This window comes from Aequorivita flava, from assembly GCF_038742595.1.
Lineage (GTDB): Bacteria > Bacteroidota > Bacteroidia > Flavobacteriales > Flavobacteriaceae > Aequorivita > Aequorivita marisscotiae.
Genome location: NZ_JBANCF010000001.1, coordinates 303,402 through 326,963, shown reverse-complemented (window position 1 = coordinate 326,963; position 23,562 = coordinate 303,402). Strand labels below are relative to the sequence as shown.

Annotated in this window: 27 protein-coding genes; 17 read left to right on the top strand and 10 right to left on the bottom strand. The window is 36.1% G+C overall.

Translation table 11 applies throughout. The features are described from left to right. Nucleotides 1-22: 22 nt before the first annotated feature. Nucleotides 23-682: a tetratricopeptide repeat protein gene (locus VZD24_RS01625; protein ID WP_279447741.1), complete on the bottom strand. Its 660-nt coding sequence runs from the start codon at nucleotides 680-682 to the stop codon at nucleotides 23-25. A gap of 251 nt (nucleotides 683-933) precedes the next feature. After that, complete coding sequence (locus tag VZD24_RS01620; RefSeq protein ID WP_342686508.1) at nucleotides 934-3,087, bottom strand: TonB-dependent receptor; 2,154 nt, start codon at nucleotides 3,085-3,087, stop codon at nucleotides 934-936. A 250-nt stretch (nucleotides 3,088-3,337) separates the two neighbouring features. On the opposite strand from VZD24_RS01620, the gene VZD24_RS01615 reads away from it, so the two are divergent. The 3 genes from VZD24_RS01615 to VZD24_RS01605 all read left to right on the top strand — a co-directional run bounded on the left by VZD24_RS01615 (nucleotide 3,338) and on the right by VZD24_RS01605 (nucleotide 5,360). Further along, a complete protein-coding gene (locus VZD24_RS01615; protein WP_342686509.1) occupies nucleotides 3,338-3,853 on the top strand; it encodes a YdeI/OmpD-associated family protein in 516 nt (171 codons plus the stop codon). Between the two features lie 104 nt (nucleotides 3,854-3,957). Next, nucleotides 3,958-4,968, top strand: a complete 1,011-nt coding sequence (locus VZD24_RS01610) for an adenylate/guanylate cyclase domain-containing protein (RefSeq protein ID WP_279447738.1) — start codon at nucleotides 3,958-3,960, stop codon at nucleotides 4,966-4,968. A gap of 56 nt (nucleotides 4,969-5,024) precedes the next feature. Continuing rightward, a complete protein-coding gene (locus VZD24_RS01605; RefSeq protein WP_279447737.1) occupies nucleotides 5,025-5,360 on the top strand; it encodes a hypothetical protein in 336 nt (111 codons plus the stop codon). 51 nt (nucleotides 5,361-5,411) lie between these two features. On the opposite strand, the gene VZD24_RS01600 is transcribed toward VZD24_RS01605, so the two are convergent. Continuing rightward, on the bottom strand, nucleotides 5,412-6,692 hold the full coding sequence (locus tag VZD24_RS01600; protein WP_279447736.1) for an NAD(P)/FAD-dependent oxidoreductase: 1,281 nt from the start codon (nucleotides 6,690-6,692) through the stop codon (nucleotides 5,412-5,414). Nucleotides 6,693-6,805: 113 nt separating this feature from the next. Here VZD24_RS01600 and VZD24_RS01595 point away from each other — a divergent pair, with 113 nt between their 5' ends. Next, nucleotides 6,806-7,300 (top strand): RNA polymerase sigma factor, encoded by a 495-nt coding sequence (locus VZD24_RS01595; RefSeq protein ID WP_279447735.1) that lies wholly within the window; start codon nucleotides 6,806-6,808, stop codon nucleotides 7,298-7,300. Nucleotides 7,301-7,306: 6 nt separating this feature from the next. Next, nucleotides 7,307-7,951 (top strand): DUF8845 family protein, encoded by a 645-nt coding sequence (locus tag VZD24_RS01590; RefSeq protein WP_279447734.1) that lies wholly within the window; start codon nucleotides 7,307-7,309, stop codon nucleotides 7,949-7,951. A gap of 75 nt (nucleotides 7,952-8,026) precedes the next feature. On the opposite strand, the gene VZD24_RS01585 is transcribed toward VZD24_RS01590, so the two are convergent. Next, nucleotides 8,027-8,830, bottom strand: coding sequence for a lysophospholipid acyltransferase family protein (locus VZD24_RS01585; RefSeq protein WP_279447733.1), 804 nt, complete (start codon nucleotides 8,828-8,830; stop codon nucleotides 8,027-8,029). A gap of 146 nt (nucleotides 8,831-8,976) precedes the next feature. After that, on the bottom strand, nucleotides 8,977-9,618 hold the full coding sequence (locus VZD24_RS01580) for an NUDIX hydrolase (RefSeq protein WP_342686511.1): 642 nt from the start codon (nucleotides 9,616-9,618) through the stop codon (nucleotides 8,977-8,979). 2 nt (nucleotides 9,619-9,620) lie between these two features. Here VZD24_RS01580 and VZD24_RS01575 point away from each other — a divergent pair, with 2 nt between their 5' ends. Further along, complete coding sequence (locus VZD24_RS01575) at nucleotides 9,621-10,334, top strand: peptidylprolyl isomerase (RefSeq protein WP_342686512.1); 714 nt, start codon at nucleotides 9,621-9,623, stop codon at nucleotides 10,332-10,334. Nucleotides 10,335-10,447: 113 nt separating this feature from the next. On the opposite strand, the gene tnpA is transcribed toward VZD24_RS01575, so the two are convergent. From tnpA to VZD24_RS01560, 3 genes are all read right to left on the bottom strand, one after another. Then, nucleotides 10,448-10,912: an IS200/IS605 family transposase gene (gene tnpA, locus VZD24_RS01570; RefSeq protein WP_342686514.1), complete on the bottom strand. Its 465-nt coding sequence runs from the start codon at nucleotides 10,910-10,912 to the stop codon at nucleotides 10,448-10,450. Between the two features lie 289 nt (nucleotides 10,913-11,201). After that, complete coding sequence (locus VZD24_RS01565) at nucleotides 11,202-11,819, bottom strand: trimeric intracellular cation channel family protein (RefSeq protein ID WP_279447729.1); 618 nt, start codon at nucleotides 11,817-11,819, stop codon at nucleotides 11,202-11,204. Next, nucleotides 11,816-12,532 carry an RDD family protein gene (locus VZD24_RS01560; protein WP_342686515.1) on the bottom strand — a complete coding sequence of 239 codons (717 nt, stop codon included), beginning with the start codon at nucleotides 12,530-12,532 and terminating at the stop codon, nucleotides 11,816-11,818. The genes VZD24_RS01565 and VZD24_RS01560 overlap by 4 nt, the downstream gene beginning before the upstream one ends. A gap of 35 nt (nucleotides 12,533-12,567) precedes the next feature. On the opposite strand from VZD24_RS01560, the gene VZD24_RS01555 reads away from it, so the two are divergent. From VZD24_RS01555 to VZD24_RS01525, 7 genes are read left to right on the top strand one after another with little or no spacing between them, the layout of a single operon-like run. Continuing rightward, a complete protein-coding gene (locus VZD24_RS01555; RefSeq protein WP_279447727.1) occupies nucleotides 12,568-13,554 on the top strand; it encodes a stage II sporulation protein M in 987 nt (328 codons plus the stop codon). A gap of 40 nt (nucleotides 13,555-13,594) precedes the next feature. Next, nucleotides 13,595-14,464 carry a YciC family protein gene (locus tag VZD24_RS01550; protein ID WP_279447726.1) on the top strand — a complete coding sequence of 290 codons (870 nt, stop codon included), beginning with the start codon at nucleotides 13,595-13,597 and terminating at the stop codon, nucleotides 14,462-14,464. Between the two features lie 2 nt (nucleotides 14,465-14,466). Then, a complete protein-coding gene (locus VZD24_RS01545; RefSeq protein ID WP_279447725.1) occupies nucleotides 14,467-15,237 on the top strand; it encodes a DUF4129 domain-containing protein in 771 nt (256 codons plus the stop codon). A gap of 19 nt (nucleotides 15,238-15,256) precedes the next feature. Then, on the top strand, nucleotides 15,257-16,447 hold the full coding sequence (locus tag VZD24_RS01540) for a DUF4350 domain-containing protein (RefSeq protein WP_342688753.1): 1,191 nt from the start codon (nucleotides 15,257-15,259) through the stop codon (nucleotides 16,445-16,447). Next, a complete protein-coding gene (locus tag VZD24_RS01535; protein ID WP_342686517.1) occupies nucleotides 16,434-17,432 on the top strand; it encodes an AAA family ATPase in 999 nt (332 codons plus the stop codon). The genes VZD24_RS01540 and VZD24_RS01535 overlap by 14 nt, the downstream gene beginning before the upstream one ends. Before the next feature lie 51 nt (nucleotides 17,433-17,483). After that, on the top strand, nucleotides 17,484-18,764 hold the full coding sequence (locus VZD24_RS01530) for a DUF58 domain-containing protein (protein WP_342689741.1): 1,281 nt from the start codon (nucleotides 17,484-17,486) through the stop codon (nucleotides 18,762-18,764). 56 nt (nucleotides 18,765-18,820) lie between these two features. Continuing rightward, nucleotides 18,821-19,762, top strand: coding sequence for a LysR family transcriptional regulator (locus tag VZD24_RS01525; protein ID WP_342686519.1), 942 nt, complete (start codon nucleotides 18,821-18,823; stop codon nucleotides 19,760-19,762). Nucleotides 19,763-19,821: 59 nt separating this feature from the next. Here the strand turns inward: VZD24_RS01525 and VZD24_RS01520 are convergent, their stop codons facing one another. Both VZD24_RS01520 and VZD24_RS01515 read right to left on the bottom strand, forming a co-directional pair. Then, complete coding sequence (locus VZD24_RS01520; protein WP_237602101.1) at nucleotides 19,822-20,019, bottom strand: hypothetical protein; 198 nt, start codon at nucleotides 20,017-20,019, stop codon at nucleotides 19,822-19,824. Nucleotides 20,020-20,208: 189 nt separating this feature from the next. Further along, nucleotides 20,209-20,661: a DUF4442 domain-containing protein gene (locus VZD24_RS01515; protein ID WP_279447720.1), complete on the bottom strand. Its 453-nt coding sequence runs from the start codon at nucleotides 20,659-20,661 to the stop codon at nucleotides 20,209-20,211. A 133-nt stretch (nucleotides 20,662-20,794) separates the two neighbouring features. Here VZD24_RS01515 and VZD24_RS01510 point away from each other — a divergent pair, with 133 nt between their 5' ends. From VZD24_RS01510 to VZD24_RS01495, 4 genes are read left to right on the top strand one after another with little or no spacing between them, the layout of a single operon-like run. Beyond that, nucleotides 20,795-21,277, top strand: a complete 483-nt coding sequence (locus VZD24_RS01510; protein ID WP_342686520.1) for a DUF4870 domain-containing protein — start codon at nucleotides 20,795-20,797, stop codon at nucleotides 21,275-21,277. Between the two features lie 2 nt (nucleotides 21,278-21,279). Then, the gene (locus tag VZD24_RS01505; RefSeq protein ID WP_279447718.1) at nucleotides 21,280-21,465 is read left to right on the top strand and encodes a hypothetical protein; all 186 of its coding nucleotides are present in this window, start codon (nucleotides 21,280-21,282) and stop codon (nucleotides 21,463-21,465) included. Further along, on the top strand, nucleotides 21,462-21,800 hold the full coding sequence (locus VZD24_RS01500; RefSeq protein WP_279447717.1) for a PadR family transcriptional regulator: 339 nt from the start codon (nucleotides 21,462-21,464) through the stop codon (nucleotides 21,798-21,800). Before VZD24_RS01505 ends, VZD24_RS01500 begins: the two co-directional genes overlap by 4 nt. Beyond that, on the top strand, nucleotides 21,797-23,503 hold the full coding sequence (locus tag VZD24_RS01495) for a PspC domain-containing protein (RefSeq protein ID WP_342686521.1): 1,707 nt from the start codon (nucleotides 21,797-21,799) through the stop codon (nucleotides 23,501-23,503). The genes VZD24_RS01500 and VZD24_RS01495 overlap by 4 nt, the downstream gene beginning before the upstream one ends. Nucleotides 23,504-23,562 lie beyond the last annotated feature (59 nt).

Genomic DNA, 23,562 nt, shown 5'->3' with positions numbered 1-23,562 from the left:
CGTGTATTTGTAGTATATAGTGTTAGTTACAACTTTCAGCTTTAACTTGCTTAGCCCGTTCGGCCCCGTACGAAGGGTAGAATTCGCCCGCAGGTTTAAAGGTAGCAAAAAGATCTATCGCCCGTTGAATGTCTTTACAATATGGTTCTAACGATTGGCCAAAATACCTTGCGCCGCCCATATCCCATTCGGCCTTTGCCAATATAATACGCGGGTTATCGGGCGCCAGTGCTAATGCTTTACCGTATAATTCGGAAGCTTTTGCCGAATATTTCATGCCGTATTTTTGTCCGTCAAAAACAATCCAAGCTGTGTATAACTGCGCTTGTAAAACCAGTAAATCCGGATTGTCTTTAGAAATTGCGGTAGCATCATTTATAAAATTTTGCGCCTTATCTAATTGAGCTTTTAGTTTGGTTCCATCTTTTTCAGTAAAGCTGTTTATTACATTTATTTGCGCCACATAATAAGGCGGCAACCAGTTGTCGGGCTCTGCCACTGCAATGCGTTCAAACACGTTGGCCGCTTCCCACGAATTGTTTTCCTGCCAAAGCTGAAAAGCTTTTCGCATACCTTGCTGGTATTTGGTTGGTGAAACAGCTTGATTAACTGCAACATCTGTTTGTCCTTGCACTATCAAGGTCGTAAAAAAGATAAGTAAATAAGTAACTACATTTTGCATAATTTCTAGATTTAATTTGTTGACTATTAGTTTAGTTTTAAAATAGAAGCATAATTATCCCTCCTATTAAAAGAAGGACACTTGTTAAAAGCAAGACTTTTAAAGTCTTTCCTCTATTTCGTTTTTTTAAAAGAATTCCTAACATGGCTTTGGTTTTACTTGTTACTATTGAGTTCAAATTTCCTTTAGAATTGTTAGTTTTCAAAAATTGAAAAACCGAACTGTCATATTTCACGGCTGAATTGTACCAATTATAAATTATCTAACTGATTGTCTTTTCCGTCATCACTAATGGTCCAGAAAAAGCCAACAAAAAAGAATTGGTCTGCCGCTGGCAGTAATTCCCTCCTTGCAAAAGTTCCGTTGGCATCCGGGGTATTTGCATATTGGTAGCCATTTACATTCTTAGTGGCCAAAACATTGTTTACCGACACGTAAAGTATTTGTTGCTGCGATATTAAATACGCCCAGTTTAAACTTAGACTGTTATAACTCTTAGTCTTATTTTGAAGAAAACCAGATGTGTTTAAATCTGTGTATGACCGACCACTACCGTATTGATAACTAAAACCTATTTGACTTTTCCAATTGTTTATCCAGTATTTTGCCACGACCGAAAGGTTATGGGTATTTGCGAAGTTGGGCGTAGCTTTAACGGGGTAATTTTTATATTTACGCTGGGTATCTAAATATGAATAGCTCACCCAATAATCTATATTGTTTAAACTTTCATTATCGCGCCAAAATAAGTCCAGCCCTTGCGCATACCCGTTCCCATCACTTTTAAAAGTGCTATTGTTATCAGGAAATTCGTCATTGTAGGTTACAAGCTTATCGTATTGTTTCCTATAAATTTCTGCTCGAAAGATTCTGTTTTTTGCGGCGTATTGATAATTCAAAATATAGTGCTGGGTATGCTGCGCTTTTAGTGAATGATCAAATTTTAACACCTCGCTCTCAGGTTGCTGAAAGAAATCGCCGTAGGCCAAGGAAAGCTGGCTGTTTTTACCGGTTTTAAAGGCAAAAGATGCACGTGGCGATACGGTATATTCTTTGAACAAATTGCTATATTCCCCTCGAAGTCCCAGTTTTAATGCAAGCTTTCGCGAAAAAATAATATCGGCTTCGGTAAAAGCCGCCCAAATAGTATTGTTAAAACCTACTTTTGTATCAAAATCTGTCACCTTATAGTTTTCGTTAAAATCGGTCGTAAGTTGTTCGGCACCAAAATTCAAGATAAAGCGGTTGTTGAAGCGTTTTTTTAATTTCAATTTTATGTGGGCTGAGTTTTCAACATCTTTAATGGCAGTTTCATCAATGCCAAGTTTAGTATTTCCGAGGGTATAACTTCCTCCGCCAAAAATTGTCCAATTATTGTTTAACATTTTAGAATAACTGGCATTCGTATAAAAGTTTTTATTGTTCAGTTTAAATCGTGTGCCCATTGGGTTATTGATATCTTCTTGTGTAAGTTCAAAATTGGAAGCATCAAAAGCGCCGTAAATTTTTAAAAGCCCATCGCCTATTCGCTGCCGAAAAACGGCTTCACCTGCAGTGGTTTTAAAAGGTTTGGTCCAATCATTTCTATCGGGAAAGACTGCCATATAAGGCGCCATATTTATATATGTGGCATTCAGGCTTAACGAACTATTCTTCCACTTTTCGGTATGGCCCAATCCACCACCCACAGTCATAATAGAAATATCTGTTTTTTCTTGCGCAGGTTCGTCAATGGTATTTAAAAGTAAAACCGAGGAAAGTGCCTGCCCGTATTCAGCAGAATACCCACCGGTAGAAAAGGAGATACCATCAAACAAAAAAGGACTGTAGCGACCGCGTGTAGGAACGTTGTTTGTGGTTGGCGAATAGGGGGTGAAAACGCGAATTCCGTCAATAAAAATTTGAGTTTCGTCTGCATCGCCCCCACGAACAAAGAGTCGGCCATCTTCTGCAACGGTCGCAGTTCCGGGCAGCGTTTGCAATGCTCCTACAAAATCGCCCAAGGCATTTGCCGTAGTTACAATGTCTAAAGGTTTTAAAACCGAAATTTTGCTGTTATCCCCCGCCGAAAAGGAGCCTGCCGAAATAGTTACGGTTTCTAAAGAATTAACGTCCTCGCGGAGTATTATTTTAAGATCCTGCATTTTTGAAACGTCGCTTATTGTTTTTGAAGCTTCAAATGATATATATGAAACAGCCAAGGTTTGTACGCCCGTTTCGAAAGTTTCAAAGATAAATTTACCATGCTCGTCAGTAGTGTTGCCATCGTACGCACCTTCCAAATAAACGTTCGCACCAAAAATTGGCGTTCCTTTTGAATCTAAAACGGTTCCCGAAATAAGGCTTTGTCCAAAAAATATACTGGGAAAAGCAAGAAATATAAAAGTGATAATTGCAATTTTCATAAAATAGGTTGATTTATATTTTCAGGTCAAAGATTGAGTTTCGGCTTAAAATTTCAGAAAAAAAGAAACCGAACTGTAAAATTTTAATGCCCAACTGTACTAAACTTTAAGATTTCACTATTAATAAAAGAAAGCAGTAAATTGTATCTTCGGAAAAAATAAACACCAAATGACCAATTTAGAAAAAGTTGATGCCTTCTTTAAAAAGCAATCCCAATGGAAAGAAAAACTGCAATAGCTTCGTGAAATTATGTTAAAAACGGAACTTAAAGAAAAGCTAAAGTGGGGCAAACCAACATATACGCTTAACGGTAAATTGATAGTTGGAATGGCCGAATTTAAAAACCACATGGCACTGTGGTTTCATCAAGGGGTGTTTTTGAAAGATCCACACCATAAATTAATTAATGCGCAAGAAGGCGTAACCAAAGCCCTTCGGCAATGGCGCATTGAACCGGACGACACGATAGATTCCAAAATTGTTTTGGAATATGTAGAAGAAGCCATTGCCAATTCAAAAGCTGGCAAGGAAGTAAAGCCAGTGCGTGGAAAAAGTGTTGTAATTCCTGAAATTCTAAAAAACGCTTTTGAAAATGATGCTACCTTGAAAGCAAATTTTCAAAAACTTACGCCCGGCAAACAACGTGAGTATTCGCAATATATAGCTGAGGCAAAACGTGAAGCAACGCAACAAAGTAGATTACAAAAAAGTATTCCCATGATTAAAAAAGGGGTTGGGCTTCACGATAAATACAAAAACTGTTAATGGCTATTAAACCGCATTTTGCAAGGTACACAAAGCGTCAGCTTTGGTTTTATACCCGCCGCGCTTTTTGGATTTTACTAACTTGGGTCCTAATCTCGAATGTGATGTTTTTTTATGAATTTATTACGCTAAAAAGTAACGGTGTACTAAGTTCTAGCTACGATTTATATTCGGCAGTAATGGCCAACTTAATAGTTGCTGTTTCCGCAGGTCTCATTGGGGGCATAGTAACGGTAAACCTGATGGAACGCTGGCTTCGGCGTTTGGTTTTTTGGAAAGCCCTACTCTATTTAATAATTGCGTATACAATAACCGCCTTTCTTGTGGGCTCTCTTGGCGCATTATACATTAAAAGCAGCGATTTAGGCGTTCCTTTTTATACGTTTCAAGTACTTCAGGAAACACTCTTTTTCTTCGGTTCCTGGTTGTTTATAAAAAATTACGTTATTTGGCTTTTTATCGTTTTGGTAACCTTAATTGTTTTAATGGTCAACGATAAATATGGCCCAGGGGTTTTTCCCGATTATCTCTTGGGAAAATATTTTAGACCCAAGCACGAACGCCGAATTTTTATGTTTGCAGATATTAAAAATGCCACGGGTATTGCCGAAAGTTTGGGCGAAGAAAAATATTTTAATTTTTTGAAGGATTTTTTTAGACATATAGCGCCCGCAATTGTACAAACCCGAGGTGAAGTTTATCAATATGTCGGGGACGAAGTAGTTGTGTCTTGGAAAATGAAATGGGGTCTTAAACACGGAAATGCCGTGCAATGTTTCTATAGTATGAAAAAAATAATTGCCTATAAAACACCTAAATACTTAAAACGATATGGCATAATTCCTGAGTTTAAGGTTGGCCTACATTACGGAACCGTAATGGTTGGAGAAATAGGACAGATAAAACGCGACATTGCTTTTTCGGGCGATGTTTTAAACACTACATCGCGCATTCAGACAATGTGTAACGAACTGGATGTTGAAATATTAGCTTCAAAACAGTTTGCAGATATTGCCTACAAACTACCCAAAGGCGTGGTGAAAAAAGAGCTGGGAAAAGAAAAACTACGGGGCAAAAGCGAAGAAATTGAATTGGTTACCTACTTAAAAAAATAACTAACTTTAGTGCTCGTTTCTAAATTTCACATAAGTAATTTTTAAATTCTCATAATATGAAAACAGACAATTACACCAAAACAGTTTTAACCATTATTGCCATTTGTTTAACTATAAATGTTGCAAAAGATTTTAATGTCTTTCCGTCAGCTTATGCCAATTCAAAGGAAAAAACAGTGGCGCTACCGGCAAGCAATGTAATGGACGTTCGGCTAGTTGACATAAACACCAGTGACGGATTAAATGTAAACTTAAAAAAAATAGACGCCTATGAATCGCTAAAAGTTAATTTAACCAAAATCGAAACTTCCGATAAGCTGGATGTAAACATTGATGAAATTGGCGGCGGTTGGGTTTCTCACGGCGGGCCAATTTCGGTAAAGATGCAATAAATTTTTTTTACCCTGTAAATAGTGGTTATCTATACTTTTTTCAAATTGAAGTTATGTATTGTTTTGTTTAAAAGGTCTGATTATTAATCGTGCTGCTCGATCGTAATTTATGTAACTGTAAGTCCAATTAAAAAATGTTACCACTCTATTTCTAAATCCCACTAAAAACCAAAGGTGTACAAACATCCATAAAAACCAGGCAATCGCTCCGCCAAAATGCAATTTTCCAATATCTACCACCGCTTTATTTCTACCAACGGTAGCCATGGTTCCTTTATCAAAATATTTAAAGGGTTCCATTTTATTGTCTTTGAGCATTTTATTAAAGTTTTTACCTAAATGTTTTCCCTGCTGTATCGCGGGCTGCGCAACCTGCGGATGGCCTTTTGGATATTCCTCGGTTTCCATTAGAGCTATATCTCCCAAAGCGAAGATATTTTTATATCCCATTATTTTGTTGAATTCGTCTACGCGATAACGATTGGCTCTTTCTACAAATGCTTCGCCTTTTATACCCTGAACGGGTGCTCCAGTAACACCAGCTGCCCAGATAAAAGTAGCCGTTTCGAGCTTGTTGCCATCTTTAGTTGTAACGGTTTGGCCGTCATAATCGCTTATAAAAGTTTTTAGATGAATTTGCACGCCGAGTTTTTCGAGAAATTTGTGCGCCTTTGCAGAAACCTCTTCGCTCATGGGGGGTAGTACTCTGTCTTGACCTTCAATAAGGTGCACGAACATTTCGTCCTCATCCAGTTCGGGATAATCATGTTCTAGAATTCCTTTTCTAAATTCGGCCAATGCCCCGGCTAATTCTACGCCAGTTGGACCAGCCCCGGCAATAACAAAATTTAAAAGCCGTTTTCTTTCTCTTTCATCGGCGGTGATATCTGCTTTCTCTATATTTTGAAGCATTAAACTTCGAATATTAAGCGCTTGTGGCACTGTTTTCATTGGCATACTGTTTTGGGCAATATTTTCATTGCCAAAGAAATTTGTACGCGTTCCTGTTGCAATTACTAAATAATCAAAATGCAGGCTGCCAATAGAAGTAGAAATGATATTGGTTTCTGAATTAATATTTTCAACTTCCGCCATTCGAAAGTGAAAATCGAAGTTATTTCTAAAAATCTTACGAAGCGGATAGGCTATTGAATCGGGCTCGAGCCCCGCAGTAGAGACCTGATAAAGTAAAGGTTGGAAAGTGTGGTAATTATGTCGGTCAAAAAGTACAATTTGAACCTTTGCCTTGCGAAGCTTTTTTATAAAAGAAATGCCAGCAAATCCGCCCCCTATCACTACTATTCGCGGTAGGTTAGTTTCGGGAATATTCATGCTATTTAAATTTCTATAAAGTTACTCATCCTGAGTGAAGTTAGGGTATTTTTTAGGATTTTTGTAACAAACTTCTGTAAATAAGCACTAATTAAATAGCAACAAAAAAACCATTGAACAAAGAACTTGAACATAGTTTTGTAACCCAATTGGAGGAGAACCAAAACATTGTACATAAAATCTGTAGGTTATACACAAATGATCAGGACGCACATAACGACCTGTTTCAAGAAATAACCATACAATTATGGCGCGCATACCCCAAATTTAGAGGCGATGCTAAGTTTAGTACTTGGATGTACCGTGTGGCACTGAATACCGCGATTACCCTATACCGAAAATCGAAACGCACAATTAAAACACAGGATTTTGAAGGAGTTAGTTTTAAAATTTCTGCTATACCCTACGACGATACTACAGAACAACAACTTAAATTAATGTACCGCGCGGTTAAAAATTTAAATGACATTGACAAAGCCTTGGTTTTTCTTTATTTGGAAGACAAAAATTATAGAGAAATTTCTGAAACTTTAGGTATAACCGAAGTAAATGCACGTGTAAAAATGAACAGAATAAAGGAAAAATTACGAACTATTTTAAATCCGTAACCCACTATGGATCAATTAGAATTACTAAAAAAACAATGGCAGAGCACGGAGCAAGAGTTACCGAAGCTAACCTATAAAGACATCTACAGTATGCTGCTGAAGAAGTCTTCCTCAATTGTTAAATGGATATTTTATATCAGTATTGCCGAAATAATATTTTGGACCTGTTTAGCGCTATTGGTACCCGAATCGAGTTCAAAATTTACAGACGATATTGGGCTACACGATGTTTTAATTATCGTTAATATTATTAATTATTCTGTTTTTGTGGTATTCATTTTTCTCTTTTATAGAAACTATCGCAAAATTTCAACTACAGATTCCGTAAAAGATTTAATGCAGAATATTTTGCGAGTTCGGAAAACTGTAAAATATTTTGTGGTTTACAATGTAACCGCCAGCATAGTTTTAATAATAGGTATAAACTTTTATTATTATTTAAACCAAGATTTAGTTTTTAGGTATATGGGGGAGGATTTTGGCGTAGCTCAAATTTCACAGGAAAAATTTATGAGTATGTTTTTTGCTATCCAAATACTCTTCGGAATCGTAATGGTTGTATTGGTGCTATTATTTTACCGAATAGTTTATGGTATCTTACTACGAAGACTTCATAAAAATTATAAGGAATTAGAGAAAATAGAACTGTAAAAAAACCCTAACTTATTGCAGTACAATGATTAATCAAGATTTTGCTCAAACGACATTATAAAACTAAACGGATTATTAATAACGCCACTGTCGTTCTTTATTGAGTTCTTCTTCGCTTTTTAAAACAGAAGAAGGAATTACTTTTAAAAAAGACGGATGTTGCTCAATAGCATATTCTAATTGCTCAACGATTTTTTCCATAGAATCGTTTTCATAATCAATCTCTAATGGAGGTTTTATTTCCATAGTCTGCAAGATGCCGCGCTTTTTTATGCGTAGCCCCTTTTTATCAAACGACCTTCTAAAACCATCAATTACAATGGGAACAACCAATGGTTTATTCTTTTTAATAATATGTGCTGTTCCGCGTCTAATGGGTTTCCAAGGTTTCGTAGTTCCTTGCGGGAAAGTGATAACCCATCCATCATTTAAAGCCTTTGTAATGTTGCTCACATCACTCATTTTCACCTGCTTGTTTACTTCTTTTCCTTTTTCGCGCCAAGTACGCTCTATACTTATAGAACCAGCATAAGCCAAAATTTTAGGTAAGAGCCCAGCTTTCATAGTTTCTTTGGCCGCAACAAAATAGATGTTTAATTTTGGTTTCCACAAATAACCAACATTTTTTATACTGTCTTCCCGCCCACTTAAGCTAGCGTTAAAAACGTGAAGCATGGCGGCTACATCTGCAAAATAAGTTTGGTGATTACTTACAAAAAGCACATTTTTTTCGGGAAGCGTTTTTATAATTTCACTTCCGTGTATTTGCAAGTCGTTAAACCCTTTAAACCTTCTGTGGGTTAATAAACCAGCAATCCGTATTAACCAGAGTTTTAAAAATAGGGAATGCCCAAATGTGTTTTTCTTAAAGAGACTCATTCTTTAGTGGTCAGTTTTCAATATTCAATGGTCAGTTTTCGGTAGGTAGAAATTTGTTTGAAATTATTAAAGATACCGTTTTTAATTTTTCCTCTCAAACTTAAAATTTCAAATTTATTCGTCCACAAATATACTAAAATAAGCTATTACAGAACTTTTTTAAGCAATTCGCGCACTTCGTTGAGCATCATTGCTGTAGCCCCCCAAACTACATATCCGTTTAATTTAAAAGCGGGAACTTCAAGATTTACTGCATATGAAGTAGTTATGGTTTGGGTGGTTACATTAAAATCGTCCATAAAATCTTGTAAACTTACTTCAATTAATGCTTCAACCTCTTCTTCTTGGGGCACAAACCTTGGTTGCTCGGTGGTTATCCCTAAAAATGGCTGAACAAAATAGTTGCTGGGCGGAATGTAAATTTCGGTAAGTTGTTTTAATACGGCAATAGTGTTTCTAGACACTCCTACCTCCTCTTCCGTTTCGCGCAAAGCGGCATCCTGAATACTTTTATCCTCCTTTTCTAACTTTCCCCCTGGAAATCCAACCTGCGCAGAATGTACACCTTTGTATGTTTTACGAAGAATTAAAATGAGCCTTGTTTCTAAATTTTCGGAAGGATAAAAAAGCGACATTACCCCGGCGCGCTTTGCGGAATCACTATTTTTCGCAACTCGTTTCATTTCTTGCAAACGCTCCATGGGCGCCATTTTAAATTGAACCAATTCGCCCGGAAGTTCCAATTTTGTTACTTTTACAATCCGTTTTTCAAAATCCTTAAAATTCATTTATGAGAAAATTATTTGTGTATTGTTTCGGAATTGTATTGTTCTTTGGAAGCTGTGAAGATAAGAAAAAGGCTTCCCAAAATGAAAATGAAATCCAAAACGAAATCCAAAATGAAGATGAAGTTGAAATTGAAGTTGAAAAAAAGGCTGAACCGGAATATCCTGAAATCACTAATGAAAATGTGGTTCCGTTTTTAACCGAATACGGAAAAAATAATCCGGAAACCAAAGTTTTAATTACTACCCGTTTTGGCGACATAGAAATTGAACTCTTTAAAGACACGCCGTTGCACCGCGCCAACTTTATATATTTAGTGAAGCAGCAGTATTTTAACGAAACATTTTTCCATAGGGTCGTTCCAAACTTTATAATACAGGCAGGAAATAGCGATCTCTCATCTACACAAAAAAAGCGCGCAGAACTTGGCAAGGAATATCTGCTTCCTGCAGAAATAATCCCCGGGCGTGTGCACGAATACGGTACGGTTTCCGGCGCTAAAGAATATCGTGAAAACCCTGACCATAGAACGGCTCCTTATGAGTTTTTTATCTTCCTCGGTCCAAAATCCTCGACTACACATTTAAACGGAAAATATACAATCTTCGGCAAGGTAATCAAAGGAATGGACGTGGTGGAGGAAATTTCAAAAGTAAAAGCTGACGATGGTGATTGGCCGTTGAACAATATTTATATTAGTGCAAAGGTTTTGGAATAATCCCGAAAGGATTTCATATTTATAGTAAAATCAACAACAGGAAAATACGACCCCAATGGGGTCGAACATCCATCCCGAAGAAGTTTTATAAATATTTAAACCCTTCGGGTTAGTTATTCAATCCATTCAAAAAGATAATCTTCTTTGAATTCAACATTAAACTTTTTCAAAAACAAAGTATATTCTTCTTTAAACGATTGCTTTTTGTGGTGTTCCTTTTGATTTTGAATATAACCAATTACATTATCTAATACAGAATGACTATATGAGAAAGCACCAAATCCTACCTGCCATTCAAATTTATAGTTCATAAACTTTTTTTCATTCATAAATTTATTTGAAGATTTTTTTACCTCTCGAACCAAATCTGACAAGCAACAGGAGGGTTTCATTCCAATTAAAAAATGTATATGATCGTGAACTCCATTTATCGCCAGCATTTTTTGGTTTTTGTTTTGAACCGTGCCCGTAATGTATTTATAAAGTTCGTCCTCCCAAGCTGGCAGAATGAGGCTATTCCTACCTTTAACCGCAAAAACAACTTGAATATAAATTTGAGAAAATGTGCCGACGCTCATCGTTTTAAATTTATCTATTTAAAAATAACCCATTTTGTCCAAATCCCGAAGGGATTTCATATTTATAACAAAATCAACAACAGGAAAATACGACCCCAACGGGGTCGAACATCCAGCCCGAAGACGTTTTATAAATATTTAAAACCTTCGGGCACGCTGATATATAGGTTTGTTAGTTTTATAGTATCACAATCCAATATCTATAAATTTGGATTAGTAGTAGTAGTATGAATTTCAGTCAATAAACTTTGATGTACAATTATTATAATGACTTCTAAATCTATCGACTTTATTCCAACTCATCCTTCCTGTAAATAGTTGGTAAGGAAAGATTAAAATAAACAGCCAGCAGACGAACTATAAAGATTACAGAGCCAGATATTATAACGATAAAATCGAGCGGTATAGTAGTGTTCAAAAGTAAAAAATACGCCGATGCACCTAAAATACAAGCCGTTGCATAAATTTCCTTTCTAAAGATGATCGGGATTTCATTACAAAGTATATCACGAATTACACCCCCAAAGCAAGCGGTTATTGTTCCCAAAGCAATACAAATAATTGGTTCAAAACCCGCAGCAATCCCCTTCTCTACACCAACTATGGTATAAAATGTAATCCCAATCGTGTCAAATAATAATAATGACCGACGAATGTACTCCAATCTTTTTCTGAAAACGACCGTAAAAATTGTAGAACCAAAAATAACGTACACATACGTTAAATCACGCATCCACGCCACATTTGCGCCTATTAAAATATCGCGCAAGGTCCCGCCACCTATTGCCGCCACAAAGGCGATTATTAATATGCCGAAAGGATCCAATCGTTTATTAATTGCAGTAAGCACTCCTGAAATGGCGAATGCAATAGTCCCTAAAATATCTATTAGTAATATAAGCTTCACATGTTTTGTGTAAAATGGTTATAATCTTTTATTACCGTATCCAGAAATTTTAAGGGCGTATCTTCTAACTTCACTGTCATTACGCTAGATACTTTATCTGCCAATTTTAAAATTACGTGGTGGTTTCCGTGTTGACGAGCTTCCATAAAAATATTTTTTATTTTCTGCATTTCAGCATCGCTAAACACAGTGACTTGGGGATAGGTTGGCTGATAATTTTCTGGAATATCGGTTACAATAGTTTGTGAAAAATTAACTATCTGTTTTTCTGTAATAACCGTTGTAAGCGCAGCCATATCACCCAAGCGTTGTCCCTTTCCATTTAAAAGAATTGTAACAAGAGCAAGCCCACCGCTGGTAGCGGTTATATCAATAACTCGCAATAACCATCGCAATAAATAATTAGAAAAGGCCGGTTTGGAACCATCGGTTTTTACCACGCGTAAATTCATTACAGCTTTTCCGGGACTTTGCCCGTTCCAGAGCATTTCCCATAATAAATGATACAAAAATAACGGAAGCCCGATTGTGAGCCCAACGACCATAAAATAATCATCGGTTAAGTGTACACTGGAAAAAAGTAAGATAATTACAAAAACATAAAAACCCATGATTAAACTGTCCAGTAAATACGCCAAAATACGATCTCCAACGCCCGCAACATTTTGAAGAATGTTTACATTTTGGGCAGTTTCTATTTGAAAATTATCCATTAAATATGTTTCTTTGAACAAAAGTACTGCACAATATGCGCGAAGCTGCTTTTGCGAAGCAAAATAAGGATAAATGGTTAAAGTTTGAAAATGTTCTGAGGAATAATGTTCAAATGAACCCGGATGATTTGAGTTCACTTTACATAGAAGTTACTGATCACCTTAGTTATGCCCAGACTTTCTACCCAAATAGCAATACGTTAAAATACCTAAATGGGCTTTCCATTTTAGCGCATCAAAAAATATATAAAACCAAACGCGAGTCTCGAACTCGTTTTATTACTTTTTATACACGGGAATTTCCGCTTTTCTTTTCGCAATACCACAAACAGCTACTTATTGCGAGTATTGTTTTTGTTCTTTTTACAGTTATTGGCGCCTATTCGGCTGCGACAGACGGAAACTTTGTACGGCTAATTTTAGGCGATGGTTATGTTAATATGACCTTGGCAAATATTGATAAAGGCGACCCCATGGCCGTCTATAAGCAAATGGGCGCCTTAAATATGTTTCTCGGTATTACAATCAATAATATTAAAGTAGCGCTATATGCCTTCGTTTTCGGGATGTTTTTAAGCCTTGGAACTATTTACATTATTATGCGCAACGCCATTATGCTTGGCTCATTTCAATATTTCTTTTTTGAAAAAGGATTGCTTTGGGAGTCGGCAAGAACCATCTGGATCCACGGTACTATTGAAATTTCAGTAATAATAATTGCAGCCTGTGCAGGACTGGTTTTGGGCAATAGCATTCTGTTTCCCGGTACATATACGCGCATACAATCATTTGTTCGCGGGGCGAAGGACGGACTTAAAATATTATTGAGCACCGTGCCATTTTTTATAATTGCCGGATTTTTGGAAGGTTTTGTAACCCGCCATACCGAAATGCCAGATTGGTTGGCCATTTTTATAATTGGTAGTTCCTTATTTTTAATTATTTATTACTACATAATATACCCTTTAAAACTGCAAAAAGATTTAAAAAAGACCACGACCCCTTCATTTAAAAAAATTTGAAAAAATATACTTTACAACATATTAAGGCCGAATAATGAACATGAACAATTCAATAAATTTTAAAAAACAACGCGAGCTGGGAAGCATTCTAACAGATATTTTCAAATTTATTCGTTTAAATTGGAAATTGCTTTTTGAATTAATTCTCAAAATTGCAGGCCCTGCACTACTTATCTTGCTTATCGGTTTTATTTTCTATCTACAATCTTTTGTAGGCGGATTCGGAATAATTGAAACTGTGGACGCCATTGATAATTTTTCAACAAACGTAATCTTGTCATTATTGGTAGTAATCGTGGCCGGTCTGGTATATTATGCCTTGCTTAACGGAGTGGTGCTTCACTTTATAAAATCGTATATAAAAAACGGCGGGATAGTGAATAAAGCGGAAGTTATACAAGGCGTAAAAGACGATTTTTGGAGTTTAATCGGAACCAGCTTCCTAGTGGCCATCATTATTTTTGTGGGCGCAATGTTCTGTGTAATTCCGGGAATATATCTAGGCATCGTCCTGTCAATCGCGTATGCCGTTGTAGTTTTTGAAAACCGATCGGTAATAGACACCATTAGCTACTGTTTTGATTTGGTAAAGGGCGAATGGTGGGCCACGTTTGCCACACTGTTTGTTACAGGACTTCTATATTATTTTATAAACATAATTTTTCAGGTGCCGCAATACATTTATTTTTTTATAAAAGCCTTTACCGGTAGCCAAGAAATTTCTGCCGATCCATCAGTAATGTTTGATTGGGTCTATCTTTCACTTTCCACCGTTGGTATGGTTTTTCAATATTTGCTTTACACAATAATTGTAATTTGCTCGGCATTTATTTATTTCAATTTAAATGAAAAAAAGAACTTTACCGGCACAATAGAAGCTATTGATTCACTCGGGGCGAACAATCAATAAATATGTATAAACCGGTATTCATCTTTCTCTGTTTGCTGTTTGCTATTTTTAGTCAAGCTGCGCCAATTGTGCAGGACAGTGTTTCCCAGAAAATTGAGAAGGAAATACATTACGACACTACTGAAAACTTAAAACCGCCAATTTTTAGTAGTGAAATTATTGAAAAGTACAAAAGCGAAAGCACGTTTGACTATACTGAACAAATAGCCTCGGAAAACTGGTGGACGCAGTTTAAAAGCTGGATTTGGCAATTATGGTTAAAATTTTGGAAGTGGTTGGTTGGCGATTTTGAAGCTGGCGGTTTTGTTTCGTTTTTAGTACATATGCTCCCCTATCTAATTATTTTTGCCATCGTAGTTTTTGTTATTTGGTTGTTTTATAAACTAAATCCCGGCGCTTCCTTTTTTAAATCTAAAGAAAAACCAGATGTTTTTCTTTCAGAAGAAGAAAAAATAATAAAGAGTAAAAACATAAAACAACTTATTGAAAAAGCATTGGCAGATAAAAATTACAGGCTGGCCGTGCGCTATTATTATCTCCTAATTTTGAAGAAACTCACCGAAGCCGAGCTTATAAATTATGAATTCGATAAAACCAATAGCGAGTATTTTGCCGAAATAACTTCGGAAGAAATAAACTTTGGATTTAAAAAAGCCACCCTCCTATACGATTATATTTGGTACGGAAATTTTGCAGTAACCGAAGAAAATTACCTGAAAGCTCAAAAAACCTTTGTTTCACTAGAGAACCAAATACCAGAAAGCATTGACTAGACTTCAAAAAATATTTCTTTTGGTTTTTCTGTTCGTACTGGCAGGGCTGGTGTATATGGAAGCTACAAAAAAACATCCTGTAAATTGGTTTCCAAGTTATAGTAAAGAAGATAAAATTCCGCTTGGCACCTATGTTTTGCACGATTTATTGCAAGAAACCTACGGCAAAAATTTTGTTGAAAAAAACGCTCCGCCATTTGAGGTTTTTCAGGAGCATAATTTAAAAGGCACTTACCTTTTTATAAATAACAGGCTAACTTTTGACCAGGTTGAACTCGATTCGCTACTTGCGTGGGTAAAAATTGGAAACACAGCGTTTATTTCGGCAAATTATTTGGGTGAAAATTTATTGGACACCCTTCATTTAAAAACTGAAACCGCGGTAAATATCCAGAAAATAGCTACCCAGCCATTGGTAAAATTGGTTAACAAAAAGTTCGCTACACAAAAACCATTTCATCTTAAAAAAGATTTTGCTATTAACTATTTTTCTGAAATAGATACCCTTTCACAAACGGTTTTGGGAGTTTCCGCAAGTTTTATCGATTCGGTTAAAATGCAGGAGCCGCGTGTTAATTTCATAAAAGCTCCCATTGGTAAAGGTGAAATTTTTCTTCATTTACAACCCGAAATTTTTTCAAATTTCTTTATTCTTTCAGAAGAAAATGCAGTCCACACCGCTCAGGTTTTTTCATATTTAAATAGTACTAATAAAATTTATTGGGATAATTATTACAAAACGGGTAAACGTGTTTATATTTCGCCGCTGCGGGTTTTATTAAATAACAAAAATTTTAAATGGGCGTATTATTTTGCGTTACTTGGCGTGTTGTTATTTGTGATTTTTGAAGGAAAAAGAAAACAACGAAGCATTCCAATTGTGCAGCCGTTAGCAAATAAAACGTACCAATATACTCGTACTATTGCAGGCATGTATTTAGATAAGAAAGAATATAAATTAGTTGCAGAAAAGCAAATAGCCCTATTTTTGGAATATATCCGGACCCGTTTACGCGTACCTACAGAAACGCTTAACGACCGCTTTTATAAAGCTGTTGCCGAACGAAGTGGCAATACCCAACAGGAAACATTAAACCTGTTTACTTTTATTGAACATTTACAAAATAAACGTTTTACTACCCAAGAGGAATTGCTAAAGCTCTACCAAGAAATTAAAGAATTTAAAAAGAAAACCGATGGAAAACCCTGAAAAAGACAATAACGATTTACATTTTAATAATCGCATTCCCTTAGACGGGCTTAAGGATGCCGTAGCCAATATTAAAGCACAACTTTCCAAAATTATTATCGGGCAGGAAGACTTTATTGAACTGTTAATTGTAAGCTTGTTGGCAAATGGCCATGTACTAATTGAAGGAGTCCCGGGCATTGCTAAAACTATTACCGCCAAATTATTCGCAAAAACACTGAAAACAGATTTTAGCCGAATTCAATTTACGCCAGATTTAATGCCAAGTGATGTATTGGGAACTTCAATTTTAAATATGAAAACTTCGGAATTTGAATTTAAAAAAGGTCCGATATTTTCGAACGTTATTCTAATTGATGAAATAAACAGAGCGCCCGCCAAAACACAAGCCGCATTGTTTGAGGTTATGGAAGAACGACAAATAACTATGGACGGCACGCAACACACAATGGCATACCCGTTTATTGTATTGGCAACTCAAAACCCCGTAGAACAGGAAGGTACGTACGCTTTACCGGAAGCGCAATTAGACCGCTTTCTATTTAAAATAAAAGTGGGCTACCCTACTTTGGAAGATGAAATAACTATTTTAAAAACCCATCACGAGCGGAAACAAATAAACGCCGAAAGTTCAATTGAAGGAGTTTTAACACCTGAAACATTACGAACTTTCCGAGCCCAGGTACAAGAAGTTATAATTGAAGAAAAAATATTTACATACATCGCCCAATTGGTAGATAAAACCAGAAATCATCCGCACCTATTTTTGGGAGGATCACCGCGAGCTTCACTTGCTATTATGAATGCATCAAAAGCATACGCAGCTATTAATGGTCGCGATTTTGTAACACCAGATGATGTAAAAAAGACGTTAGCGCCTGTACTTCGGCATAGATTAATTCTATCTCCCGAGCGAGAAATGGAAGGAATGACGCCCGAAACGGTGATAGATATTATTAGCCAATCTATTGAAATACCAAGGTAAGTGGTCGCATTTCTAAAATCGGTTTATTTAACGCCGCGCTTTTTTTATACAATGGCTGCGCTAGCTGTGCTGTTTCTATTTTCGTATTGGTGGCAGTGGTTATTTGGCGTTGTATGGATTTTAGTTCTATTTTTTTTAATTTTTATTTTATTGGAAATTATAATGGTTTTCACCAAAAGTAAATTGGAAGGCCAACGTATTTTACCCGAGAAATTTTCAAATAGCGACACCAATGTTGTATCTGTACTTTTAACTAATCAGTATCCATTTAAAATAACCGTGGGAATTGTTGACGAATTGCCCGTACAATTCCAAAAAAGAGATTTTTTCAAAATTATTTCCATCAACGGCAAAAGCAAAAATACATTTCAATACTACGTTCGTCCCGTTGAACGCGGTGAATACACCTTCGGAAATTTAAATTGCTTTGTGTCCTCCTCAATTGGTTTGGTGCGGAAACGATATACGTTTAATAAAGAACAAATGGTAAAAGTGTATCCTTCGTTTATTCAAATGAAAAAATTCGACTTTCTGGCTATCGATAATCGACTTTCGCACATTGGTTTAAAGAAAATTAGGCGGATTGGACATACCATGGAATTTGAGCAAATTAAGGAATATGTAGCAGGAGACGACGTACGTACCGTTAATTGGAAAGCAACAGGAAAACGTGCACAACTGATGGTAAACCAATATCAGGACGAAAAAATGCAGCCAATTTATTCAATTATAGACACGAGCCGTGTTATGAAAATGCCTTTTAACGGACTAAAATTATTAGATTACGCATTAAACAGTTCCCTTGCTTTTTCGAACATCGCATTAAAGAAAAACGACAAAGTTGGACTGGCAAGTTTTTCGAATACAGCAGGCCACTTTTTGCCAGCACAGGCAAAAAAAACTTACTTAAACAGTATTCTGGAAGCATTATACAATATAGACACAAAGTATTTAGATGCAGATTATGGCGTTTTGCAAGCATTGGTAAAGCGAAGAATTACACATAGAAGTTTGCTGATGCTTTATACAAATTTTGAGCATATATCAGCACTTCAAAGACAACTACCCTATTTGTTAGCCATTGCACAAAAGCATGTTTTGGTAGTTGTGTTTTTTGAAAACACCGAGTTAAAAAGTTTAAGTAATTCAGAAGCCAAAAACATTTCAGAAATTGTAGACCAAACAATCGCCCAACAGTTTGAATTTGACAAAAAAGTTATGGTCCGCGAACTGCAAAAGCGTGGTATTCAAACAATTTTAACGGCACCGGAAGATCTTACGGTTAATACTATCAATAAGTATTTAGAAATAAAAGCGAGGGGGTTACTTTAAATCACCCTATAGATTATATTGATTATTTGACTATTTTTGCATAAATATAATTTACAATGACGATTACCCAACTTAAATATGTTTTGGCTGTTGCCGAGCATCAAAATTTTACGAAGGCAGCCGAAAAAACCTTTGTGACGCAGCCCACGCTAAGCATGCAAATTCAAAAGCTGGAAGAGGAATTGGAAATACTAATATTCGATCGGAGTAAAAAGCCCATTGAACTTACAAGTGTTGGTGAAAAAATTGTGGAGCAAGCCCGTAATATAGTCAATGAGTCTGAACGGATGCAGGACGTGGTAGATCAAGAAAAAGGATTTATCGGTGGTACTTTTAAATTAGGTATAATACCTACAGTAATGCCTACACTACTGCCCATGTTTTTAAAAAATTTTGCAGATCGTTACCCCAAAGTACAACTGAAAATTGAAGAATTAAATACAGACGAAATAATTGTAAAAATTAGCGAAGGTTATCTAGATGCCGCCATTGCGGCAACCCCGCTTGAACAGGAAAAAATTAAAGAAAGACCTTTGTATTACGAGCCATTTGTAGGTTACATTCCAGAAACGCATCGTTTGGCAGCCAAAGACAAATTGGAAATGGACGATTTAGATATTGACGATATTTTGTTATTGGAAGATGGTCACTGCTTTCGCGATGGAATAATAAACCTATGTAAGGCGTCCAAAAATATTACTAACGAAAAATTTCAACTGGAAAGCGGAAGTTTTGAAACTTTGGTAAAGTTGGCCAATGAAGGCTTGGGAATGACACTACTTCCGTATTTACACACGTTGGACGTTGATGCCGCATATAGAAAAAATCTTAAGTATTTTAAAGACCCCTCCCCCGCACGTGAAGTAAGCTTGATTTACAGTAAAAGCGAATTAAAAATGCAGATAATAAATGCGCTTTACGATTCCATATCAGGTATTATTCGAGGTGCAATTGCATTTCAGGATGTAAAGATAATAAGCCCTACAAAAAGTAAATAATTAGGAATTGTAATAACATCTTAACTAAAAAAACCCTCTGATTTCTCAGAGGGCTTTCTTTATGTGTTTAATAATATTAGACATTGATTTAATTGTGGATTCTGTTTAATAAGAGAATCTACCCAGAGTTTAAGTTCTTCTATTTCATAGGGAAGCAATCTGGTTAATGCTTTTTTTAATTCTTTGCAGAATAGATTAACATCAAAACTTACTTTTGCAAGTACAGCTTTGGTGTAATCAAACATTGCTCTTGCCATAGCTATTTAAGATTTAATTAGTTAAAGGTGAAGTAGCTTTTTACAATAGGCGAAGATTTTTAGTTTAATACGATTTAAATATAACCAATATTAGCGAATTAAACACGTTTTAACAGCCTTTCGGAGGTGTTAAAAGTTTGTTAATTAAGGATATTTTGCCGTAACCCCTTATGTATAATAGCTTTAAAATTATCGCTTTTTTAAAGTCCATTCAAATTTAAATCTAGAAACTACATCACCGGATGAATCTACCCCTTCAGACTCCATCCAAATAGTTTGTCCTTCTCCGGTAGCGATTGTTTTTTTAATTGCTTTATCTAACAACATTCCATCCGAACATTTAAATTCTATTCTTCCACGAGCTTTTTTCAAAAAGCTTGCGTTATTGTTCGCAACAAGCATAGAAATACTTGTGTTGCTTTCTTTAATTTTAGCCATTACCAGAGCTCCAGTACTCAGTTCGGCAGCCATTCCCTGCACCGCCCAAAACATAGAATTAAACGGATTTTGATTAATCCATCGGTGTTTTACGGTGCTTATGCATTCCGTTTCCGAAATAGTTTTTACCCGCACGCCGGTAAGGTATGCAGACGGCAATTTAAACAGTAGAAATGTATTGATTTTCCTTGGACTCAGTTTCATAGATACGTAGTATGCTACGAAGATATTCAATTAATAGCTATCTTCCTATTTGTTAAATTTATGTTAATTATAGTACTATGCGTAACACACTACTGTCTTTTAGACATATATTTGCATAAGAATATATTAAGCAATGGAAACTACAATAACAGAAAATCAGAAAAATACAGGTGCATTTATTCACTTGTCAACCTTTTTAAAATACTTTTTCCCTTTTGCGAATTATATCGCTCCTTTACTTATTTGGACTTTTAACAAGGACAAAGTATTTGTTGATGAACACGGCAAACAGGCTATCAACTTTCAGCTCAGCACAATGGTATATACCTTACTTATTGCATTAATATGTTTGCCGTTCGTTATCATATTCGCAACTGACATTATTATGCTTATTGAAAATATAGATCGCAATGGAGGTGAATTTACAATTAACAATATTAAAAACATAAGCGGTTATCTTCTGCTGTTCGGAATTGCCATTTTGCTGTTTTTTACTCTATTTGTATTTGAGCTTTACGCGGTAATTACTGCATCTATTTTCGCATCGCGCGGACAGTTGTATCAATACCCACTTTGCATACCTTTTATTAAAACCAACCATAAAAACACAATTTAAAAATGAGCACATTAATTAGTTACTTATTGGCTGCCATTTTACAATTTATAGGTGCTAGCATGCCCACGGAACAGGAAACTGTAAGCGCAATGACTCATCAACAATGCGAAACAACCGCGAGCGTACTTCCTTATTCATTTATCATCAATAACGAACTTAAGTCACAAAAATTAATTAGAAACAAATGAAAATCGAAAACACAAAAGCGCAAATGCGAAAAGGGGTTTTGGAGTTCTGTATTCTTTCCGTTTTAAAAGACGGCGAGGCTTACACTTCAGACATTCTTGAAACCCTAAAAGACGCAAAAATGCTTGTAGTGGAAGGCACGATCTACCCGCTGCTCACAAGGCTGAAAAACGCGGGCTTGCTATCTTACCGTTGGGAAGAATCTACCGGCGGACCACCACGCAAGTATTATGACCTCACTGAAAAAGGCAAATTATTTTTAACCGAATTAAACGACACCTGGAACGAATTGCAACAGGCCGTAACCATTGTAACCAGCGAAAAAAATACAAAATGAACAAGACAGTAAACATAAATTTGGCAGGCACTTTCTTTCATATAGATGAAGATGCCTTTGGAAAACTTTCCCGCTATTTAGACGCAATCCGAAAATCGCTTAAAGGCGCTGACGGAAGCGAAGAAATAATGCAGGACATTGAAGCCCGTATAGGCGAGTTGTTTTCCGAAAAAATTGAAAGTCCAACGCAAGTTGTTTCACTGAAAATGCTCGATGAAATAATTGCAGTAATGGGCCAACCCGAAGATTACGAAGTAGACAATGAAATTTTTGAAGACGTTCCTCATTCATCGCAAACCCATGCAAAATCGCGGGCCAACGCATCGCACAAACAACTCTTCCGCGATTTGGACAATAAGTATATCTCCGGAGTTTCATCGGGAATCGGACACTACATAGGTATAGACGCAATTTGGATTAGACTCTTGTGGGTGCTCTTAGTTGTTGCCGGAATGGGCTCTCCAATCGTAGTGTATATACTTCTCTGGATACTGGTGCCCCCAGCACTTACAACTTCAGAGAAACTAAAAATGACGGGGCAACCTGTTAATATTTCAAACATAGAAAGAAAATTCAAAGAAGGATTTGATAATGTTGCAGACCGTGTAAAAAATGTAGATTACGACAAATACGGCAATAGTATAAAAACCGGTGCTTCGGGTTTTTTTGACGGTTTGGGAAACGTAATAATGACGCTCTTTAAAATATTCGTGAAGTTTATTGGCGTGTTAATAATTATCGTTTCTCTCTTTACAATTATTAGCTTGGTGGTTGGCTTTTTCACCTTTGGCTCAATTGATTTTTGGGGAAACTCAGAATTGACGGAATACATTGCCTTGGTAGATACAACCAACGTACCAATGTGGTTAATAGCGCTGCTTTCATTGTTTGCAATTGGCATTCCATTTTTTGTATTGTTCATTTTAGGATTAAAACTTTTAATCAGCAATTTAAAATCAATGAGTTCCACCGTAAAAATATTGCTCATCGTGGTTTGGGCATTATCGGTTATTGGATTAGCTGTTTTGGGTGTAAAGCAGGCTACAGAACAAGCCTATGACGGTAATTTTATTCAAGAGCAGTCTCTTGCTATTCGCACCGGAGATACCTTGCACATAAATATGCGGGCAGATAAGCAATTTAGCTATAACGTACACCGAGAAAGCGGTTTGGAGTTAAAATACACCACTCAAGACAAACGAGTTATTTACTCAACAGATATTTCACTTTCAGTAAAATCTACCAAAGATTCCATCGGCAAGATTGTTATTGAAAAGGTTGCGGAGGGCAATACCAATTTAGATGCTAAAAAACGTGCAGAAGCAATACAACACAACTATTCCTACGAGAATAATAATTTAATGCTCGACGGATTTTTTGTTACAGATACTTCAAATAAATATCGCGATCAGCAAATAAAAATAACGGTATATGTACCTGTTGGAACTGTAATTTATTCTGAAGAAAACACCACTTCGTATTACAATTACAATTCAAATTTTAAAGAATTGAGCAATTGGGACAATCAGGCGCATTACTTCAGAATTTTAAAAAACAAAGTGGAATGTTTGGATTGTGAACAAATAAGAGAAGCGACAGAAAAACCGGACTCTATTGAAATTAGTACCGATTCCATAGTTACAGATAGCATCGTAACCATTAAGGAAAATACATGGGAAGATGAAGTAAATGCAGATTTTTAAAAATAAACATTTGAATTTTGACCCTTCGGAAATTTAAAAAGAAATAAATAACCAAAAAC

Bases quoted from the DNA above. Each gene is read 5' to 3' on its own strand.
- VZD24_RS01525 (WP_342686519.1), top strand. From the start codon at position 18,821: ATGACGATTACCCAACTTAAATATGTTTTGGCTGTTGCCGAGCATCAA.
- VZD24_RS01590 (WP_279447734.1), top strand. From the start codon at position 7,307: ATGGATCAATTAGAATTACTAAAAAAACAATGGCAGAGCACGGAGCAA.
- tnpA (WP_342686514.1), bottom strand. From the start codon at position 10,912: ATGAGCGTCGGCACATTTTCTCAAATTTATATTCAAGTTGTTTTTGCG.
- VZD24_RS01520 (WP_237602101.1), bottom strand. From the start codon at position 20,019: ATGGCAAGAGCAATGTTTGATTACACCAAAGCTGTACTTGCAAAAGTA.
- VZD24_RS01550 (WP_279447726.1), top strand. From the start codon at position 13,595: ATGAACAATTCAATAAATTTTAAAAAACAACGCGAGCTGGGAAGCATT.
- VZD24_RS01530 (WP_342689741.1), top strand. From the start codon at position 17,484: ATGGCTGCGCTAGCTGTGCTGTTTCTATTTTCGTATTGGTGGCAGTGG.
- VZD24_RS01600 (WP_279447736.1), bottom strand. From the start codon at position 6,692: ATGAATATTCCCGAAACTAACCTACCGCGAATAGTAGTGATAGGGGGC.
- VZD24_RS01580 (WP_342686511.1), bottom strand. From the start codon at position 9,618: ATGAATTTTAAGGATTTTGAAAAACGGATTGTAAAAGTAACAAAATTG.
- VZD24_RS01495 (WP_342686521.1), top strand. From the start codon at position 21,797: ATGAACAAGACAGTAAACATAAATTTGGCAGGCACTTTCTTTCATATA.
- VZD24_RS01615 (WP_342686509.1), top strand. From the start codon at position 3,338: ATGTTAAAAACGGAACTTAAAGAAAAGCTAAAGTGGGGCAAACCAACA.
- VZD24_RS01610 (WP_279447738.1), top strand. From the start codon at position 3,958: ATGTTTTTTTATGAATTTATTACGCTAAAAAGTAACGGTGTACTAAGT.
- VZD24_RS01620 (WP_342686508.1), bottom strand. From the start codon at position 3,087: ATGAAAATTGCAATTATCACTTTTATATTTCTTGCTTTTCCCAGTATA.
- VZD24_RS01515 (WP_279447720.1), bottom strand. From the start codon at position 20,661: ATGAAACTGAGTCCAAGGAAAATCAATACATTTCTACTGTTTAAATTG.
- VZD24_RS01510 (WP_342686520.1), top strand. From the start codon at position 20,795: ATGGAAACTACAATAACAGAAAATCAGAAAAATACAGGTGCATTTATT.
- VZD24_RS01500 (WP_279447717.1), top strand. From the start codon at position 21,462: ATGAAAATCGAAAACACAAAAGCGCAAATGCGAAAAGGGGTTTTGGAG.
- VZD24_RS01505 (WP_279447718.1), top strand. From the start codon at position 21,280: ATGAGCACATTAATTAGTTACTTATTGGCTGCCATTTTACAATTTATA.
- VZD24_RS01585 (WP_279447733.1), bottom strand. From the start codon at position 8,830: ATGAGTCTCTTTAAGAAAAACACATTTGGGCATTCCCTATTTTTAAAA.
- VZD24_RS01545 (WP_279447725.1), top strand. From the start codon at position 14,467: ATGTATAAACCGGTATTCATCTTTCTCTGTTTGCTGTTTGCTATTTTT.
- VZD24_RS01605 (WP_279447737.1), top strand. From the start codon at position 5,025: ATGAAAACAGACAATTACACCAAAACAGTTTTAACCATTATTGCCATT.
- VZD24_RS01555 (WP_279447727.1), top strand. From the start codon at position 12,568: ATGCGCGAAGCTGCTTTTGCGAAGCAAAATAAGGATAAATGGTTAAAG.
- VZD24_RS01575 (WP_342686512.1), top strand. From the start codon at position 9,621: ATGAGAAAATTATTTGTGTATTGTTTCGGAATTGTATTGTTCTTTGGA.
- VZD24_RS01625 (WP_279447741.1), bottom strand. From the start codon at position 682: ATGCAAAATGTAGTTACTTATTTACTTATCTTTTTTACGACCTTGATA.
- VZD24_RS01535 (WP_342686517.1), top strand. From the start codon at position 16,434: ATGGAAAACCCTGAAAAAGACAATAACGATTTACATTTTAATAATCGC.
- VZD24_RS01560 (WP_342686515.1), bottom strand. From the start codon at position 12,532: ATGGATAATTTTCAAATAGAAACTGCCCAAAATGTAAACATTCTTCAA.